Origin of the sequence: Cryobacterium sp. TMT1-19 (genome assembly GCF_004403055.1) — a bacterium.
In the GTDB taxonomy this organism is placed as follows: Bacteria; Actinomycetota; Actinomycetes; order Actinomycetales; family Microbacteriaceae; genus Cryobacterium; species Cryobacterium sandaracinum.
The window spans coordinates 19148-35128 of the sequence record NZ_SOHB01000025.1 but is presented as its reverse complement, the minus strand read 5'-3'; the positions used below and the strand labels follow the sequence as shown (position 1 = coordinate 35128).

Genomic DNA, 15981 nt, shown 5'->3' with positions numbered 1-15981 from the left:
CCCGCCGCGCCCGCCGCGCTGGTCGCGCCGGTCGCGCCGGTCGCGTGCGCGGCGGGCGGGTCGGCCGTGAGGCGGGCATCCGCCAGGGCACGCTCGATCACGGTGAGGTCGATGCCCTCCGCGATCACGGAGTGGCGTTCCGGATGCTGCCGGATATCGATCCCCACAAGGTCGCGCATGTCACGCCGCAGCTCGGGCCTCGGGAAGAGAACGGTGTGCGCGGCATCCGCGGCCAGCCGCTGCACGAGCCGGGCCCGGAACCAGAAGTGCTCGGTCTCGTCGACCGTGCCGAAGTTAGCCCGGGTGAGCACCCCGGAACTGTCGAGGGAATGGATGACGCTGTGCGGGTCGGGGGCCACCGTGAACACGATCGGAATGTCGAGCTCGCGGGCGACGGTGGAGGCGGCCAGCGTGCCGATGTCGGCCATTCGCAGGTGGATCGCGTCGACGGTGCCGGCGGCGCGCAGAATGCGACGGATGCCGCGCTGCGTCGCAATCCGCCGCGGCCAGGCATCGACCGAGGCGACGGGTTCGCCCAGGAAGGGGACGGTCGCGAAGGCGTGCTCCGCGAGGGAAGACCCGACCTCGGACAGAGAGGTGAGCGCGCCGGCGAAGCTGCCGCGGGAGAGGGTGAGCACCCGTTCCACGGAGCCGCCGCGCGCACTGCCACCGCCGCCGCTGCCGCCGGAGACGAGCGCGTCGCCCAGGCGCACGAGCAGCGTGGCGATGCCGCCGTTGTCGCCGGCCCCCACCTGGCTGAGTTCGCGGTCGATGTCGGCGTGCAGGAAGAGTTGGGCCACCGTCAGCCCCCGGCTCCACGGCGGGCGCGGGTAGGCCGGCACAGTCAGGTCGATCAGGGCGAGCCGGGCCACATCGGCAAGCACGCCGCTGCCCTGCGACAGGTCGCTCACGATACGGATGTTGGCCTCGTTCGGACCGAGGTCGCCGATGGCCGCGATCGCCGCCGCACGCACCGCGTTCGGCTCGGAGCCGTCGACTGCGACCCGGCGCAGCAGACGTTCGGGGATGCGCCCGGCGATGAGACCCATCGTTTCGACCAGGCGGGCGCGGGCGCCGCACTCATGCACGCCGATCAGGGTGCCCTCGAGGGCGAGCGCCACATGCACCGGCACCGACGAGCTCCACTGCTCCAGCGTGCGCTGGGCGATCATGCCGGAGAAGCCGCCGTCGACAACCATGCTCAGCAGTCCGGAGATCGCCTCGAACCGGGGCAGCCGGGCGCCGAACGCCCAGGCCGCGTGTTCGCGGATGAAGAGCGAGTCGTGGGTGAGCAGCGACACGAGCACGTCATCAGCGGACTCGTCGAACACCTGGCCGAGCGAGTGGATGGCCGCGATCGCGGTCAGCTGGTCACCAGGGTCGGTCGCCGCCTGCGCGAGCAGGCGCACGGCGCGGATGCCGCCGTCCCGGCTCGCTGCGATGGTCAGGTCATCGGCGCAGCGGATGCCGTCCAGGATCGACCGGGTCTGCCGCATCGTGTCCAGCGTCGTGTGAGTTCCCACGGTGCCCCCTCTGTCTCCTGCTTCAAGCAGTCCGATTCGAACATACACGTGGCCGATGTCGGAACGCCCTGTGGAATGGAGCAAAATGGTCACATGACACGACGCGCTCCGATCGAAGACATCAACGAAGACAATCTGGTCGTCACGAAGCCGAAGAAGTCCGCGGCCGGAGTGGAAGCGGTTCTGGTGGCGCTCGATCGCGGGTTCGCGCAGGCCGGCGTTCCCCGCACGGCGAAGGCGCTGCTGCGCCTCAACCAGCGCGACGGCACCGACTGCCCGGGCTGCGCGTGGCCGGAGTCGCAGGGCCACCGCAAGACCGCGGAGTTCTGTGAGAACGGCGCCAAGGCCGTCGCCGAGGAGAGCACCTTGCGCACCGTGACGCCGGCGTTCTGGGCCGAGCACTCGATCGAGGAGCTCGCCACGAAGACCGAGTACTGGCTCGGCAACCAGGGCCGCATCACGCATCCGGTGGTCATCCGTCCCGGCGACACGCACTACTCCCAGATCTCCTGGAACGAAGCCTTCGAGCTCATCGGCGAGCGGATCCGAGCCACCGTTCCCGACCGTACGGTCTTCTACACCTCGGGACGCACCGCCAACGAGGCGGCGTTCCTCTACCAGCTGTTCGCCCGCTCGATCGGCACGAACAACCTGCCCGACTGCTCGAACATGTGCCACGAGTCCTCCGGAAGCGCCATGAACGCCACCATCGGCATCGGCAAGGGCACCGTTTCGCTCGAAGACATCCACCATGCCGAGCTGATCCTCGTCGTCGGCCAGAACCCGGGCACCAACCACCCGCGGATGCTGTCGGCCCTCAAGGAGTGCAAGGACAACGGCGGCCGGGTCGTCGCCGTCAACCCGCTGCCCGAGGCCGGGTTGTTCAATTTCAAGGATCCCCAGTCGGTCTCCGGCCTGATCGGCGACGGCACAGCACTCGCCGACGAGTACCTGCAGATCAAGGTCGGCGGCGACCTGGCCCTGTTCCAGGCCCTCGGCCACCTGCTGCTCGAAGCGGAGGAGCGCGTTCCCGGCTCCGTCGTCGACGCGGAGTTCGTCGCGGCGAACACCCAGGGCCTCGACGAGTACCGCGCCGCCCGCACGACCATCGACTGGGCCGAGACGGAGAAGGCCACCGGGCTCACCGCGGTGGAGATCTCCACCGTCGCGCAGATGATGATCGACTCCACGGCCACGATCATCTGCTGGGCGCTCGGACTCACTCAGCAGCCGCACTCGGTCAACACACTCAAGGAGATCATCAACCTGCTCCTGCTGCAGGGGAACTTCGGCAAGCCGGGCGCCGGCGCCTGCCCGGTTCGCGGCCACTCCAACGTGCAGGGCGACCGCACCATGGGCGTCTGGGAGAAGCCCAAGGAACCGATGCTCGCCGCGCTGGACAAGGAATTCGGCATCGAGTCCCCTCGCAAGCACGGTCTCGACTCGGTGGACACCGTCGCGGCCTTCGAGAACGACGACGTCGACGTGTTCGTGTCGATGGGCGGCAACTTCGCCCTCGCCTGCTCCGACACAGTGGCCCTCGAGGCGGCAATGCAGCGCGTGGGCCTGACCGTGCACGTGTCGACCAAGCCCAACCGGTCGCACATCATGCACGGCACGACCTCGCTGATCCTGCCGACGCTGGGGCGCACCGACACGGACGACAAGCACCCGGGTGGTCGCCAGGTGCTCTCGGTCGAGGACTCCATGTCGGTCGTGCGCACCACGCAGGGGCGTCTGGACCCGGTCTCCGAGCACTTGCTCGCCGAGCCCGTCATCGTCGCCCGGATGGCCAGCGCCACCCTCGGCGACGACCACGTGATCGACTGGAAGGCGATGGCCGACGACTACGACGTCATCCGTGACCGCATCTCGCGGGTTCTCCCGGGCTTCACCGATTTCAACGCGCGCCTCAAGACGAAGAACGGTTTCGTACTGCCCAACCCGCCCCGCGACACCCGCAGCTTCGCCACCGACATCGGCCGGGCCCGGTTCACGGTCAGCCCGCTCGAATACCTCACCCCGCCAGCCGGCCACCTGATCCTGCAGACCATGCGCAGCCACGACCAGTACAACACCACGTTCTACGGGCTGGATGACCGCTACCGCGGCATCTCCGGCGGCCGCCGGGTCATCCTGATCCACCAGGACGACGCCACCGAGCTGGGCTTTGCGGACCGCGACATGGTCGACGTGATCAGCACTTTCCAGGGCGAGGAGCGGCGCGCCAACGAGTTCCGCCTGGTGGTCTACCCCACCCCGCGGGGCTGCGCGGCCGCGTATTTCCCCGAGGCGAACGCCCTGATGCACCGCGAGCTCGTGGCCCGGGAGTCGAACACCCCCGGTTACAAGGCCATGTCCGTGCGATTCATCGCACACGAGGCAGCGAATTCAGCACCGCTGACGTGAGCCGGGGCGTGAACACGGGCGCTGGGGCACAGCGCGTCACCCACTGGTGGCCGCTGCTCTCCGGGCTGGTCACCGTCGCGCTGGCGGTGGGTCTGGGCCTGGTCATCTCCCGGAACGGCAAGCCGTTCGCCCTGGACACGGAGTGGATGATCGCGGTGTCCGGCAATCGGGCACCGGTGTGGGATTCCCTCGCCCTCGTGATGAACAGCCTGGGCGGCGGTCTCACCGGCTCCGTCGTCGTGCCCGGTCTGCTCATCGGCCTGCTCCTGTTCTTCAAGCGCCCGTGGGCCGCGGGCTTCGCCCTCGCGGTAACCGTGGTCTCCGGTGCCGCCGTACACCTCCTCAAGTGGCTGTTCGGCCGGGCCCGCCCGGTCGAGCTCGACGATCTGTTGGTCAGCGTTGATTTCGGGTCGTTCCCCTCCGGCCATGTCGCCAATGCGGCGACGCTGGCGATAATCCTGGCGCTGCTCTTCCGGTTCTGGTGGGTGTGGCTGGCCGGGGCGCTGTACACGGCGCTGATGATGCTCAGCCGCATCTACCTGGGCGCTCACTGGCTGACCGATACCGTCGGGGCGGCACTGCTCGGCATCGGGATCGCGGTGGCGGTCTGGGCTCCCCTGGCCGTGACACTCGATCGCGAACGCCGACGCAGCCGCGCGTCGCATCCGTGGCGCACGTTCCACGACCGGTACGTCGTCGAGACGTGGGAACGCAATGCCCGGTCCCGCCGCATGCTCCAAGTCACCGCGATCGCCTGCCTGGGTTTCGGCGCCGTCGTCTTCACGCTCACGCTGCTGAGTGTGCTGAGCGGCAGCGGCATCACCGCGATCGACCTCCCCGTGCAGGAGTGGCTGCTGGAAGCCCGGTCCCCCGTTCTGACGACCGTGATGGTGGTGCTGGCGGTCGTATTCGGGCCGGTCGCGCTGCCCCTGATCGTGCTGGTCGTGTGCGTCGGCTGGGGTCTTCTCACCCGGCACGCCTGGCGCCCGCTGCTGCTCGCCGGTGCCATGGCAACCGGCGTGGTGCTGGCCCAGGTCATCGGACGCACGGTCGGCCGCGAGCGGCCGCCGATCGACCTGATGCTGTACGGCACGGACCTCACGTTCTCGTTCCCCTCCGGCCACGTGCTGGGTGCATCCGACTTCCTGCTGGTGACCGCCTACCTTCTGCTCTCGCGCCGTTGCAGCATGCGGGCCACCGCCCTCGGCCTCAGCATCGCCGTGGTCGGCATCGTGCTGGCGGCCCTCAGCCGCCTGTACCTCGGCTACCACTGGACCACGGATGCCCTGGCCTCCGTTTCGATCTCCCTGGTGGTGGTGGGCTGCGTGATCACGGTCGACACCTGGCGCACCGGGCGGGTGGTCGAACCCGCGGAGCGCGGCTAGCCGGGGACGCTCTGCGGAGTCCGCTCGCCGCTCGTGATGCGTTCCGCCCCGGCGTAGATCACCATGGAGTCGCCGCGCAAAAACCCGACCACCGTCATGCCTACCTCGTCCGCGAACTCGGCGGCCAGCGACGACGGCGCCGACACGGCGGCGAGCACCGGAATCCCGGCCATCAGCGCCTTCTGCGCCAGTTCGAAGCTCGCCCGGCTCGACACCATCAGCACCGTGCCGGTGAGCGGAAGCAGGTCTTCCTTCAGCGCCCAGCCGATGACCTTGTCGACCGCGTTGTGGCGGCCGACGTCTTCGCGCAGCACCAGCATCCGCCCGGTGGTCCCGTCGAAGAGGGCGGCCGCATGGATGCCGCCGGTCTTCTCGAAAACGTCCTGGGCGGCGCGCAAGACCTCGGGAAAGCTCGTCAGGAGCTCTGCGTCGACCTGAAGCGGGTCAGCCGTCACCGGGAACGCCGACTTCGTGCGCACGGCGTCGATGCTGGCCTTGCCGCAGAGCCCGCAGGAACTGGTCGTCAGGAACGATCGCTCCAGGCTCGGGTCGGGCGGTGTGACCCCGGGCGCGAGCGACACGTCGAGCACGTTGTAGGTGTTCACGCCCTCGACGGTGGCGCCGGCGCAGTACCGGGCCGTGGAAAAGTGCTCGCCCCGGGTGATGACGCCCTCCGACACCAGGAACCCCGCGGCGAGGTCGAAATCGTTGCCGGGGGTTCGCATCGTGACGGCGAGGGAGCGGCCGTTCACGCGGATCTCGAGTGGCTCTTCGACCGCCAGCACGTCTTCCCGGCTGGTGGGATTCTCGCCCGCCGTCAGTCGCACGACCTTGCGCCTGGCCGTGATCCTGCTCATCTGGATTCACCCACCGATGTACGACATTTCGATTCTCTTCTTGCCGGATGCGCGCAGCCGGCCGGTCTCGGCGCTGCGCAGCTCCGAGTAGCGGTCCGTGCGCTCGCGCCAGATCTGCTTCAGCACCTCAGCCAGCTGCTCATCGGTGCAACCGCCGCGCATCAGGGCACGCAGGTCGTGCCCCTCGGTCGCGAACAGGCAGGTGAACAGCTTGCCGTCGGTGGAGACCCGCGCCCGCGAGCAGGAATGGCAGAACGACTGGGTGACACTGGAGATCACGCCGATCTCCCCCTCGCCGTCGCGGTAGCGCCACCGGCGGCTGGTCTCACCGGTGTTGTTGGGGGCCGCCTCCTCAAGAGGCAGTTCAGCGTTGATGCGGGCCACGACCTCGGCCGAGGGCACCACGTCACCCATCTCCCAGCCGTTGCTCGAGCCCACGTCCATGAACTCGATGAACCGGAGGATGTACGGGGTGCCTTTGAAGTGGCGCGCCATGGCAACGATGTCCTGATCGTTCTGCCCGCGCTTGAGCACCATGTTGATCTTGATCGGGCCGAGCCCGACCGAGTGGGCCACGTCCAGGCTGTTCAACACCTTGGCGACCGGGAACTTCACGTCGTTCATGGCCCGGAACGTGGCATCGTCGAGCGAATCCAGCGACACCGTGACGCGCTTCAGCCCGGCGTCCTTCAGAGCCCGGGCCTTCAGCGCCAGCACCGAACCGTTGGTGGTCATCGCGATATCGATCGGGCGGCCGTCCGGGGTGCGGAGCGCCGCCAGCATCGCCACCAGTTCCTCGATCCCTTTGCGCAGCAGCGGCTCACCGCCGGTGAGGCGGATCTTCTCGACCCCGTGCGCCACGCTGATCCGCGCCAGCCGGGTCATCTCTTCGAAGGAGAGCAGTTCGTCGCGTTCCATGAAAGCGAAGTCCTTGCCGAAGACCTCTTTGGGCATGCAGTACACGCAGCGGAAGTTGCAGCGGTCGGTGACCGAGATGCGCAGATCGTGCAGCGGGCGTTGGAACTGATCAATCATGTCTCCACACTAACCGCCGCCCTTCGCGGCAACAGTCCTTCGGGACGGTGACAAATGCCCGGCCGCAGCAGAACAGGACAGCCGGCCGGGGCGAACCGCCAGCCGGCTGTCCTGTTACTGGTCGAACGCGCTTACTTGATGTACTGGTTCGGGTTCAGCACGTATTTGATCGACTTGCCGGCGTCGAACTCGGCGTAGCCGCGCGGGGCATCGTCCAGGCTGATCGCCTGAGCGTTGACGGCCTTCGCGATCTGCACCTTGTCGTGCAGGATCGCCATCATCAGCGAACGGTTGTACTTCATCACCGGGGTCTGACCGGTAGCGAAGGACAGGGACTTGGCCCAGCCGAGGCCCAGCCGGATGGACAGCGAGCCGACCTTCGCCGCCTCGTCGACCCCGCCCGGGTCACCCGTGACGTAGAGGCCCGGGATGCCCAGGCCACCACCGGCGGCCGTGACCGTCATCAGCGAGTTCAGCACCGTGGCCGGACGCTCCGTTCCGGCATCCTTGCCGTGGCCGCGGGCCTCGAAGCCGACCGCGTCCACGCCGCAGTCGACCTCGGGCACACCCAGGATCTGCTCGATCTGATCCTGCGGTTCGCCCTTCCGCAGGTCGATGGTCTCGCAGCCGAAGCTGCGGGCCTGCGCCAGCCGCTCCTCATTGAGGTCGGCGACGATGACGACGGCGGCCCCGAGCAGCTGAGCGGATGCCGCCGCGGCCAGACCCACCGGGCCCGCTCCGGCGATGTAGACGGTCGATCCGACCCCGACGCCCGCGCTGAACGCTCCGTGGAAGCCGGTCGGGAAGATGTCCGAGAGCATGGTGAGGTCCATGATCTTTTCCAGCGCCTGGTCCCGGTCCGGGAATTTCAGGAGGTTCCAGTCCGCGTACGGCACCAGCACGTACTCGGCCTGGCCGCCGACCCAACCGCCCATGTCGACGTAGCCGTAGGCGCTGCCCGGGCGGTCGGGGTTGACGTTGAGACAGATTCCGGTTTTGCGCTCCTTACAGTTGCGGCACCGGCCGCAGGAGATGTTGAACGGCACCGAGACGATGTCGCCGACCTTGATGAACTCGACGTCGGGTCCGCATTCGACCACCTCGCCGGTGATCTCGTGGCCGAGGACGAGGTCCGACGGCGCGGTCGTGCGCCCGCGAACCATGTGCTGGTCCGAGCCGCAGATGTTGGTGGTGACCGTGCGGAGGATGACCCCGTGCGGCACCTTGCGGCCCACGTTCGCCGGGTTGACACCCGGTCCGTCCTTCAGCTCGAAGGTCGGGTAGTCGATGTCGATGACCTCGACGACGCCCGGGCTCTTGTAGGCAACTGCTCTGTTCCCAGTCATGAAGTACCTTCCTAGTTCCTGTTTGCTTCCCTCACAGCGAGACCCGTCGGGCCGCGCGAGACTGCATCGAAATTTCTAGTTGGTGCCTGTTTCTCCTCTAGAGGACTACATCGCGGCCTGAAATTCAAGGGGTGTGCTCAGATGACCGTTTTGGGTACACACCGGGCGCTGCCAACGCCTACCTTGGAAGCATGGCCATTCCCCCTCTTGTCGAGCCGATCGCCCGCCTGAGCGGCGCCGAATCCGTTCGCACCGCCCGCCAACGCCGTCTGCCCCAGCTCAACGAGCTCGGCCAGCGTCGCCTCGCCAACGCCCGGGTGCTCGTGCTCGGCGCCGGCGGGCTGGGGTCCCCCGCGCTCATCTACCTGGCCGCGGCCGGCGTGGGAACGATCGGCATCGTCGACGGCGACGACGTCGAACCCAGCAACCTGCAACGCCAGATCGTGCACGGCCAGGCGGATGTCGGACGCCCCAAGGTGGCCAGCGCCGCCGAATCGATCGCCCAGATCGCGCCGGAGGCCGTGGTCGTGCAGCACGCCGAACGGCTCGACGCCGGCAACGCCGCCGCGATCATCGGCGGTTACGACGTGGTCATCGACGGCACCGACAACTTCCCCACCCGTTTCCTGGTCAACGACACCTGCGCGGCCCTGGGCCTGCCACTGGTCTGGGCATCCGTTCTCCGTTTCGACGCCCAGCTGTCGGTGTTCTGGGCCACCCCACCGGCCGAGAGCGGCCTCACCGGGGTGCACCTGCGTGACCTGTTCCCGACCCCGCCCACAGAGGGTGAGGTGCCCAACTGCGCCGAAGCCGGCGTGCTCGGCGCGCTCTGTGGCCAGGTGGGCTCGCTGATGGCCACCGAGGCGATCAAGCTGATCGCCGGTATCGGCGCTCCGCTGATCGGGCGCGTGCTCGTGATCGACGCGCTCTCGGGCCGTTTCACCGAGGTGCCCCTGCTCGGCACCGGCATCGCCGCCGCCGACCCGAACCCGGCAGCGACCCTCGCCGCCGCCCGCGGCTCCGCTCAGGCCGCCGCCGCTGGGGCCTGGCCGACGCTCACCCCGGTGGAGCTCGTGGCCCGGCTCACTGCCCGCGCCGAGGGAACCGACCCGTTCGTGCTGGTCGACGTGCGCGAGCCCGACGAGCACGCCGAGAGCGCCATCCCGGATGCCGTCCTGCTGCCTCTCGGCGACCTGCTCACCGAGGCCGGAATGGCCACCCTGCCGCGGGACGTGCCGCTGGTGCTGCACTGCCATCTGGGGCCGCGGGCCGAACGCGCCGCTATGGCCCTGGACGCGGCCGGCTTCACCGGCCTCACCCTGCTCGCCGGCGGGATCGTCGCTTGGGACGTTGCCGTCGCCGCACGCACCGCTCCCGGCCGCGGCAGCAAGTGGGCCGGCGACGCCGTGTCCAACGAATCGACGACCACAGCGGGGAACTGACCATGACGGGGAACACGCACGAGCACACCCACGAGCACGACGCCGACGCTTGCGCCGTACCGGTCTTGGCCCGCAGCGTCGCCGACCAGCTCTCCTTCGTGCTCGCCGCGGTCGCCCCGCTGCCGCCCGTGCTGGTCTCGCTTGACGAGGCGCTGGGCCTGATGCTGGCCGAGGATGTTCGGAGCGCCACGGACACACCTCCCTTCGACAACTCGGCCATGGACGGCTATGCCGTCCGGCGCGCCGACCTGCTGCAGGCCTCCGCCGAGCACCCGGTGACGCTGCCGGTGGTCGCTGACCTCGCGGCCGGAACCAGCCAGAACCCGCACCTGGAGACCGGGCAGGTGGCCCGGATCATGACGGGGGCGCCGCTCCCGGACGGGGCGGATGCCGTGGTTCCGATCGAAGACACCGATCAGGGCATCGACACGGTCACCGTCGTGCGGGCGCCGCAGCCGGCAGCGCACATCCGTCGCGCCGGCGAAGACGCCCACGCCGGCGACACCGTGCTCACCCGCGGCTCGGTGCTCTGGCCGACCCGGGTTGCCGCGGCCGCCAGCGCCGGAACCTCGTCGCTCCGGGCGCACCCGGCTCCGCGCGTGGCCGTGATCTCCACCGGGAGCGAGCTCGTCACCCCCGGCGAACCCACCCGGCGCGGCCAGATCCCCGACTCCAACTCCTACCTCCTCGCGTCGGCCGTCACCGCGGCCGGCGGGGTGCCGATCCGGCTCGGCGCGGTTCCCGACGACGAGAACACGCTCCGCAGCCTGCTGGCCAGCCTCGCCGGCACGGTCGACGCCATCGTGCTCTCCGGCGGGGTGAGCGTCGGCGCCTACGACATCGTCAAGGCCGTGCTCGCCCCGCTCGGCACCGTACGGTTCGGGCCGGTCAAGATGCAGCCGGGCAAGCCTCAGGGTTTCGGCCGCTGGCCGGCCGACGACAATGCAGTCGAGGGACCGCTCATCTTCGCCCTCCCCGGCAACCCGGTCAGCGCCTTCGTGTCGTTCGAGGTGTTCGTGCGGCCGGCCCTGCGCCGCCTCGGCGGGCACATCGAGCTCTTTCGCCCCACGATCTCGGCGACCGCCGGGGAGAGCTGGGACTCCCCACCCGGCCGTGCCCAGTACATGCCGGTGACCCTCGAGGGCGTGGGAATCCGCAGGGTGGTCCGCCGGTCCGCCGCGGGCGGGTCGGGATCCCACCTCGTCGCCGGGCTTGCTCAGGCCGTCGGGCTGGCCATCGTGCCGGAAAACGTGACGCGGATTGCCGAGGGCGACCGCGTCACTGTCATGCTGTTGACATGAGCATCCGCGACCTGTCCGCACACCCCTTCACGCATCTCGACTCTTCCGGCCAGGCCCGCATGGTCGACGTCACCGAGAAGCAGCCCACCGTGCGCAGCGCCACCGCCGCCGGCTTCGTGGCCTGCGGCCCGACGGTCATCGCGGCCCTTCGCGACGGCAGCACCCCCAAGGGCGATGTGCTCGCCGTGGCCCGCATCGCCGGCATCCAGGGTGCCAAGAAGTGCGCCGACCTGCTCCCCCTCGCGCATGTGATCGGGGTGCACGGCGCCGCCGTCGACCTCGTCATCGAAAACACCGGGGTGCGCGTCACGGCCACCGTGCGCACGGCCGACCGCACCGGCGTCGAGATGGAGGCCCTGACCGCCGTGTCGGTCGCCGCCCTCGCCGTGGTCGATATGGTCAAAGGCCTCGACAAGTCCGTTTGGATCGAGAACGTGCGCCTCATCACGAAGACCGGAGGGAAGTCCGGCGACTGGCACCGCCCGAACGAGTAGCGATGACCCGAGCAGCCATGAGCGTCGACCTGATCGTGCTGGCGGGCGGGCGCGCCCGGCGCCTCGACGGCGCGGTCAAGCCCGCGGTCGAGGTGGCCGGGCGCGCGCTGCTCTCCCGGGTGCTGGACGCCCGCGGTCTCGCCCGGAACGTTGTCGTGGTCGGGCCGGAGGAGGCTCGTGCGGCCGTCCCGGCCGACGACACGGCCGAGCTGACCTGGACGCTCGAAGATCCCCCGTTCGGCGGCCCGGTCGCCGGCATCGTGGCGGGACTCGCGGCACTCGAGCACGCGACCGCGTCCGGGCCTGCGGACTGGGTGCTCCTGCTGGCCTGCGACCTGCCGTGGGCAGCGGATGCCGCCCGCCTACTGGTGCCGGCGGCGTCCGACCCGGGGCTGCCGGCATCCGTTCACGGCCTGCACCTGGTCGACGCGGGCGGCCGCGCGCAGTGGCTCGCGGGGATCTACCGTCTGGCGCCGCTGCGGGCGGCCGCGCACCGGATCGGCGCCGACGCCCACGGCGCCAGCATGCGCGGACTGCTGGCCCCGCTCGAGCTGCGGGGCGTCCGCGACCAGAACGGCGAGGGGAGCGACGTGGACACATGGCAGGATGTGGAGAGGAGTTCCGCACTGCTGACCAGCACCCCACCGCGGAGCACCCCACCGCGGAGCAATCCGACCGCGGAGCAATCCGATGAGGAGTGATACCCAATGAGCGCCTCGACCCCGCTTCCCCCTGAGGCTCTCGACGAGTGGCTGGTGGCCCTCGCCGCCGCACTCGGCCTGGATCCGGCCGACATCCCCGTGGGCACGCTGCTCGACGTGGCCCGCGACGTGGCCCACAACGTGGCCCGGCCCGCCGCCCCGCTGAGCACGTTCCTGGTCGGTCTGGCCGCCGCCCGGAACGGCGGCACACCCGCCGCCATCGAGGCCGCCAGTGCGCTGGCCACCCGGCTCGCCCTCACCTGGCCGCCGGACCAGCCGGAGGCGACACGCTGATGGCGACCATCCGTTTCTTCGCCGCGGCAGCCGAATCCGCCGCCGCCGACGCGGCCGCGGTCGATGCCGCCACCATCGGCGACTTGCGCGCCCAGCTCACCAGCCTCTACGGCGACGAGTTCGAGCACATCCTCGGCCGGTGCTCCCTGCTCGTGAACGGCACACGGGCGACGGATGACACGGTGCCGCTCTCCGGCAGCGACACCGTCGACGTGCTGCCGCCCTTCGCCGGCGGCTGACGCCCGCCGATTTCGGTTCTGTTCGACCGAATCATTTTTCACGGCGTTCACGCGTTGTCGCATTTCCGCTGCACCGCGAGGGTGGAAGCTACGCGGGCCTGGTGCCCGGCAGCAACCAGCCGAGGAAGTCCATGTCAGTCGAAACGTCCCCGCAGTTCGCCTCGAAACTCAAACCGGATCTGTCCAACTGGGACCCGGAGAATGACGAGACCTGGGATCCGGGGCTCGCCTGGCGCACCCTGTGGATCACCACCTTCAGCCTGACTCTGAGCTTCGCGGCCTGGTACCTCGTCAGCGCGATCGCCCCGCGTCTGAACGACATCGGCTACTCCCTCGCACCCAGCCAGCTGTACTGGCTCGTCGCCCTCCCCGGGCTCGCCGGCGGCCTGCTGCGCCTGGTCTTCATGTTCCTGCCGCCGATGATGGGCACCCGCAACCTCGTCGCCATGTCGTCGGCCCTGCTCGTGATCCCGATGCTCGGCTGGACCCTCGCCGCCCGGGACACGTCCACGCCGTACTGGGTGCTGCTCTCCCTGGCGTTCGCGGCCGGCATCGGTGGCGGAACCTTCTCCGGTTTCATGGCATCGACCAGCTACTTCTTCCCCAAACGCCTCGCCGGAACGGCTCTGGGCCTGCAGGCAGGCCTCGGCAACTTCGGCATCGGCCTGATGCAGCTGATCCTGCCCTGGGTCGTCGGATTCGGTCTGCTCGGCACCGCCGCCCTCACCCCCCAGAGCAGTGCCGAAGGTGACCTCGTCTGGCTGCACAACGGTGGGCTGGTGCTCATCCCCTGGGCTCTGCTTGCCATCGTCCTGGCGGTGATGTACCTGCGCCGGGTGCCGATCACGGCGAACTTCCGCCAGCAGATGGACATCTTCGGGGTCAAGCACACCTGGATCATGACCGCCATCTACCTGATGAGCTTCGGCGCCTACAGTGGCCTCGCCGCCCAGATGGGCCTGATCATCCTCGACGTCTACGGCAACTTCCCGGATGCCCCGAACCCGCTGGCCTTCGCATTCATCGGCCCCGTCCTCGGCGCCCTGGTGCGGGCGGCGAGCGGCCCGTTCTGCGACAGGTGGGGCGGCGCGATCTTCACGTTCATCGGTGGCCTCGGCATGGTGGCGGGAACTGCCCTCACCGCCTTCTTCCTCACGCCGACCAGCGTGGACGAGTTCTGGGGCTTCCTCACCGGCATGTTGATCATCTTCTTCTTCGCCGGGCTGGCCAACGCCGGCACGTTCAAGCAGATGCCAATGATCTTCCCGAAGCGTCAGGCCGGCGGAGCCATCGCCTGGACCTCCGCCATCGCGGCCTTCGGACCGTTCGTCGTGGGCATCTCGCTCACCATGATCAGCCCGACCGCGTTCTTCGCCGGCTGCGCCGTGTTCTGCGTGTTCTGCACCTGGCTCGCCTGGTTCTACTACGCCCGCAAGGGTGCTCCCTTCCCCAGCTGATCGATCTGCCGGATCGGAGTACGATCCCCGCATGGAACAGCTGCACTTCACGATTCGGATCGACGCTCCGGTACACACCGTCTGGAGCACGATGCTGGACGCGTCGACCTACCGGGACTGGACCCGGGCGTTCCACGAGGGTTCCCACTACGTCGGAAGCTGGGCGGAGGGCAGCACGATCCGCTTCCTCGCCCCCGGCGAGGATGCTTCCCACAGCGGGCTGGTGGCCACGGTCGTCGAAAACCGGCCGGACGAGTTCATCTCCCTGGAAATCCGCGGTGCTGTCTCCCGGGGCATCGACGACATCACGAGCGCTCACGCGCGGCGGTTCGCGGGCGCGCACGAGGACTACTCCTTCAGCGAGTCCGACGGGGTGACCACACTCGTGGTAACCGTCGACACCGACGAGGAATTCACGGCCATGTTCGCTGCGGATTGGCCCCGCGCCCTCGCGCGGCTCGGGGAGCTCGCCGAGGAACGGGCCGCCACCGCCGACTAGCTGCCCGGGTCCTGCCAGCCGTGGGCGATGAAGGGTCGGACTGGGAGTTCCGAGCCCCGAACGGGGCGGAGCGAGTGGTCGATGCCCGATCCGCACCAGCGCTGCTGCCCACCCGGCGGGGCCTGTGGCCAACTCAGGAGATCCGTCCGGCCGGGCCGAACATCCACACTGGTTCCGCACTGATCCGTGGCGGCCGGTGCATGCCGGGCAACGGATGTCCTGAGTTGGCCACACACACACACACCCGCACACGCGCGCTCGCGCGACCGGGCCTAACCCACGGAAGAGTCAGGAGAGCCAGAATCTCCGCCGAGTGGGCCCGCGAGGTTGCCGCCGGCGTGGGCGCCGACAGCTCCGTGACCGACTGAGTTCAGGCCGGCTCAGTCGTCGTCTTCGCCCCCGGCGGGCGCCGGTGCTCCCCCGACCTCGGACCAGACGGCCGCCGCACCGCTGTGACCGATGAGCACGGCCTGCACGATGGTTCCCGTGGCGGCGACCAGCGCGGCCACGGCCAGCACGATGGCCACCCACTTCGGGGCGCGGGCGACGGATGTCCGGCCGCCGACCTCCCGGTAGTTCCACCAGAGTAGAACGGCGGCGACCACGACCAGGGCGGCAACCCAGGGCAGCAGCCCGTCGGCCAGCTCGGAGTGGGTCTCGACCAGCGCGGTCTCGATGACCCGCTCTCTCAGCGCCTCCCCGGATTCGCGCGCCAGCGGCACGAGAACGAGTGCGGCCAATGCGAGGATCAGCGGCAGGAACTTCGCCCACCGGCGAAACCGGGGCCAGAGGGCCGCGACGACGACGAGGGCGGCCGTGGGAACGACGACCGCGGTCGCGTGCACCACGAGGGGGTGCACAGGCAAACCGAAGATGGTGTCGAGCAGCGCATCGAACATGTGTCTCCCTCTGGGGCATCCTCAGGCACGAAAGTGGACCCGCACTGGCAATGCTAGGCACCGGAGCGGAACCCCGCCATTAGCGCAGGCTTCGCTTACC

At 69.4% G+C, this 15981-nt stretch carries 15 protein-coding genes; 10 read left to right on the top strand and 5 right to left on the bottom strand.

The window, feature by feature from the left end; translation table 11 throughout:
• The coding region (locus E3T40_RS06240) for a glycosyltransferase (RefSeq protein WP_134542920.1) at nucleotides 1-1523 on the bottom strand (1523 nt) is incomplete at its 3' end.
• A gap of 93 nt (nucleotides 1524-1616) precedes the next feature.
• Here E3T40_RS06240 and E3T40_RS06235 point away from each other — a divergent pair.
• Complete coding sequence (locus E3T40_RS06235; RefSeq protein ID WP_104193607.1) at nucleotides 1617-3932, top strand: FdhF/YdeP family oxidoreductase; 2316 nt, start codon at nucleotides 1617-1619, stop codon at nucleotides 3930-3932.
• A gap of 8 nt (nucleotides 3933-3940) precedes the next feature.
• The gene (locus E3T40_RS06230; protein WP_174843649.1) at nucleotides 3941-5317 is read left to right on the top strand and encodes a phosphatase PAP2 family protein; all 1377 of its coding nucleotides are present in this window, start codon (nucleotides 3941-3943) and stop codon (nucleotides 5315-5317) included.
• Here E3T40_RS06230 and fdhD read toward each other — a convergent pair.
• From fdhD to fdhA, 3 genes are all read right to left on the bottom strand, one after another.
• Nucleotides 5314-6174: a formate dehydrogenase accessory sulfurtransferase FdhD gene (gene fdhD / locus E3T40_RS06225; protein WP_104170179.1), complete on the bottom strand. Its 861-nt coding sequence runs from the start codon at nucleotides 6172-6174 to the stop codon at nucleotides 5314-5316. The two genes, E3T40_RS06230 and fdhD, sit on opposite strands and share 4 nt — an antisense overlap.
• 6 nt (nucleotides 6175-6180) lie before the next feature.
• Nucleotides 6181-7209, bottom strand: coding sequence for a GTP 3',8-cyclase MoaA (moaA, locus tag E3T40_RS06220; protein ID WP_104170178.1), 1029 nt, complete (start codon nucleotides 7207-7209; stop codon nucleotides 6181-6183).
• A gap of 131 nt (nucleotides 7210-7340) precedes the next feature.
• Nucleotides 7341-8555 (bottom strand): formaldehyde dehydrogenase, glutathione-independent, encoded by a 1215-nt coding sequence (gene fdhA, locus E3T40_RS06215; RefSeq protein WP_104101328.1) that lies wholly within the window; start codon nucleotides 8553-8555, stop codon nucleotides 7341-7343.
• Nucleotides 8556-8746: 191 nt separating this feature from the next.
• Between fdhA and E3T40_RS06210 the strand changes: the two genes are divergently transcribed.
• The 8 genes from E3T40_RS06210 (at nucleotide 8747) to E3T40_RS06175 (ending at nucleotide 14982) form a co-directional block, all read left to right on the top strand.
• Complete coding sequence (locus E3T40_RS06210; RefSeq protein WP_134542919.1) at nucleotides 8747-9997, top strand: ThiF family adenylyltransferase; 1251 nt, start codon at nucleotides 8747-8749, stop codon at nucleotides 9995-9997.
• A 2-nt stretch (nucleotides 9998-9999) separates the two neighbouring features.
• A complete protein-coding gene (gene glp / locus E3T40_RS06205) occupies nucleotides 10000-11298 on the top strand; it encodes a gephyrin-like molybdotransferase Glp (RefSeq protein WP_134542918.1) in 1299 nt (432 codons plus the stop codon).
• Nucleotides 11295-11792 carry a cyclic pyranopterin monophosphate synthase MoaC gene (moaC, locus tag E3T40_RS06200; RefSeq protein ID WP_104170175.1) on the top strand — a complete coding sequence of 166 codons (498 nt, stop codon included), beginning with the start codon at nucleotides 11295-11297 and terminating at the stop codon, nucleotides 11790-11792. Before glp ends, moaC begins: the two co-directional genes overlap by 4 nt.
• Before the next feature lie 2 nt (nucleotides 11793-11794).
• A complete protein-coding gene (locus E3T40_RS06195; RefSeq protein ID WP_198411945.1) occupies nucleotides 11795-12493 on the top strand; it encodes a molybdenum cofactor guanylyltransferase in 699 nt (232 codons plus the stop codon).
• Nucleotides 12494-12499: 6 nt separating this feature from the next.
• Entirely contained in the window at nucleotides 12500-12787 is a 288-nt protein-coding gene (locus tag E3T40_RS06190; protein WP_174720208.1) for a DUF6457 domain-containing protein, read from the top strand.
• A complete protein-coding gene (locus E3T40_RS06185; RefSeq protein WP_134542917.1) occupies nucleotides 12787-13026 on the top strand; it encodes a MoaD/ThiS family protein in 240 nt (79 codons plus the stop codon). Before E3T40_RS06190 ends, E3T40_RS06185 begins: the two co-directional genes overlap by 1 nt.
• Before the next feature lie 131 nt (nucleotides 13027-13157).
• Nucleotides 13158-14483 (top strand): MFS transporter, encoded by a 1326-nt coding sequence (locus E3T40_RS06180; protein WP_104170173.1) that lies wholly within the window; start codon nucleotides 13158-13160, stop codon nucleotides 14481-14483.
• Nucleotides 14484-14514: 31 nt separating this feature from the next.
• Nucleotides 14515-14982 (top strand): SRPBCC domain-containing protein, encoded by a 468-nt coding sequence (locus E3T40_RS06175; RefSeq protein WP_104170172.1) that lies wholly within the window; start codon nucleotides 14515-14517, stop codon nucleotides 14980-14982.
• A gap of 380 nt (nucleotides 14983-15362) precedes the next feature.
• Here the strand turns inward: E3T40_RS06175 and E3T40_RS06170 are convergent, their stop codons facing one another.
• Nucleotides 15363-15881 carry a DUF2231 domain-containing protein gene (locus E3T40_RS06170; RefSeq protein ID WP_198411944.1) on the bottom strand — a complete coding sequence of 173 codons (519 nt, stop codon included), beginning with the start codon at nucleotides 15879-15881 and terminating at the stop codon, nucleotides 15363-15365.
• Between the last annotated feature and the right edge of the window lie 100 nt (nucleotides 15882-15981).

Coding starts and splice junctions, on each gene's coding strand:
- E3T40_RS06235 (WP_104193607.1), top strand. CDS start 1,617: ATGACACGACGCGCTCCGATCGAAGACATCAACGAAGACAATCTGGTC.
- fdhD (WP_104170179.1), bottom strand. CDS start 6,174: ATGAGCAGGATCACGGCCAGGCGCAAGGTCGTGCGACTGACGGCGGGC.
- moaA (WP_104170178.1), bottom strand. CDS start 7,209: ATGATTGATCAGTTCCAACGCCCGCTGCACGATCTGCGCATCTCGGTC.
- fdhA (WP_104101328.1), bottom strand. CDS start 8,555: ATGACTGGGAACAGAGCAGTTGCCTACAAGAGCCCGGGCGTCGTCGAG.
- E3T40_RS06210 (WP_134542919.1), top strand. CDS start 8,747: ATGGCCATTCCCCCTCTTGTCGAGCCGATCGCCCGCCTGAGCGGCGCC.
- glp (WP_134542918.1), top strand. CDS start 10,000: ATGACGGGGAACACGCACGAGCACACCCACGAGCACGACGCCGACGCT.
- moaC (WP_104170175.1), top strand. CDS start 11,295: ATGAGCATCCGCGACCTGTCCGCACACCCCTTCACGCATCTCGACTCT.
- E3T40_RS06195 (WP_198411945.1), top strand. CDS start 11,795: ATGACCCGAGCAGCCATGAGCGTCGACCTGATCGTGCTGGCGGGCGGG.
- E3T40_RS06190 (WP_174720208.1), top strand. CDS start 12,500: ATGAGCGCCTCGACCCCGCTTCCCCCTGAGGCTCTCGACGAGTGGCTG.
- E3T40_RS06185 (WP_134542917.1), top strand. CDS start 12,787: ATGGCGACCATCCGTTTCTTCGCCGCGGCAGCCGAATCCGCCGCCGCC.
- E3T40_RS06180 (WP_104170173.1), top strand. CDS start 13,158: ATGTCAGTCGAAACGTCCCCGCAGTTCGCCTCGAAACTCAAACCGGAT.
- E3T40_RS06175 (WP_104170172.1), top strand. CDS start 14,515: ATGGAACAGCTGCACTTCACGATTCGGATCGACGCTCCGGTACACACC.
- E3T40_RS06170 (WP_198411944.1), bottom strand. CDS start 15,881: ATGTTCGATGCGCTGCTCGACACCATCTTCGGTTTGCCTGTGCACCCC.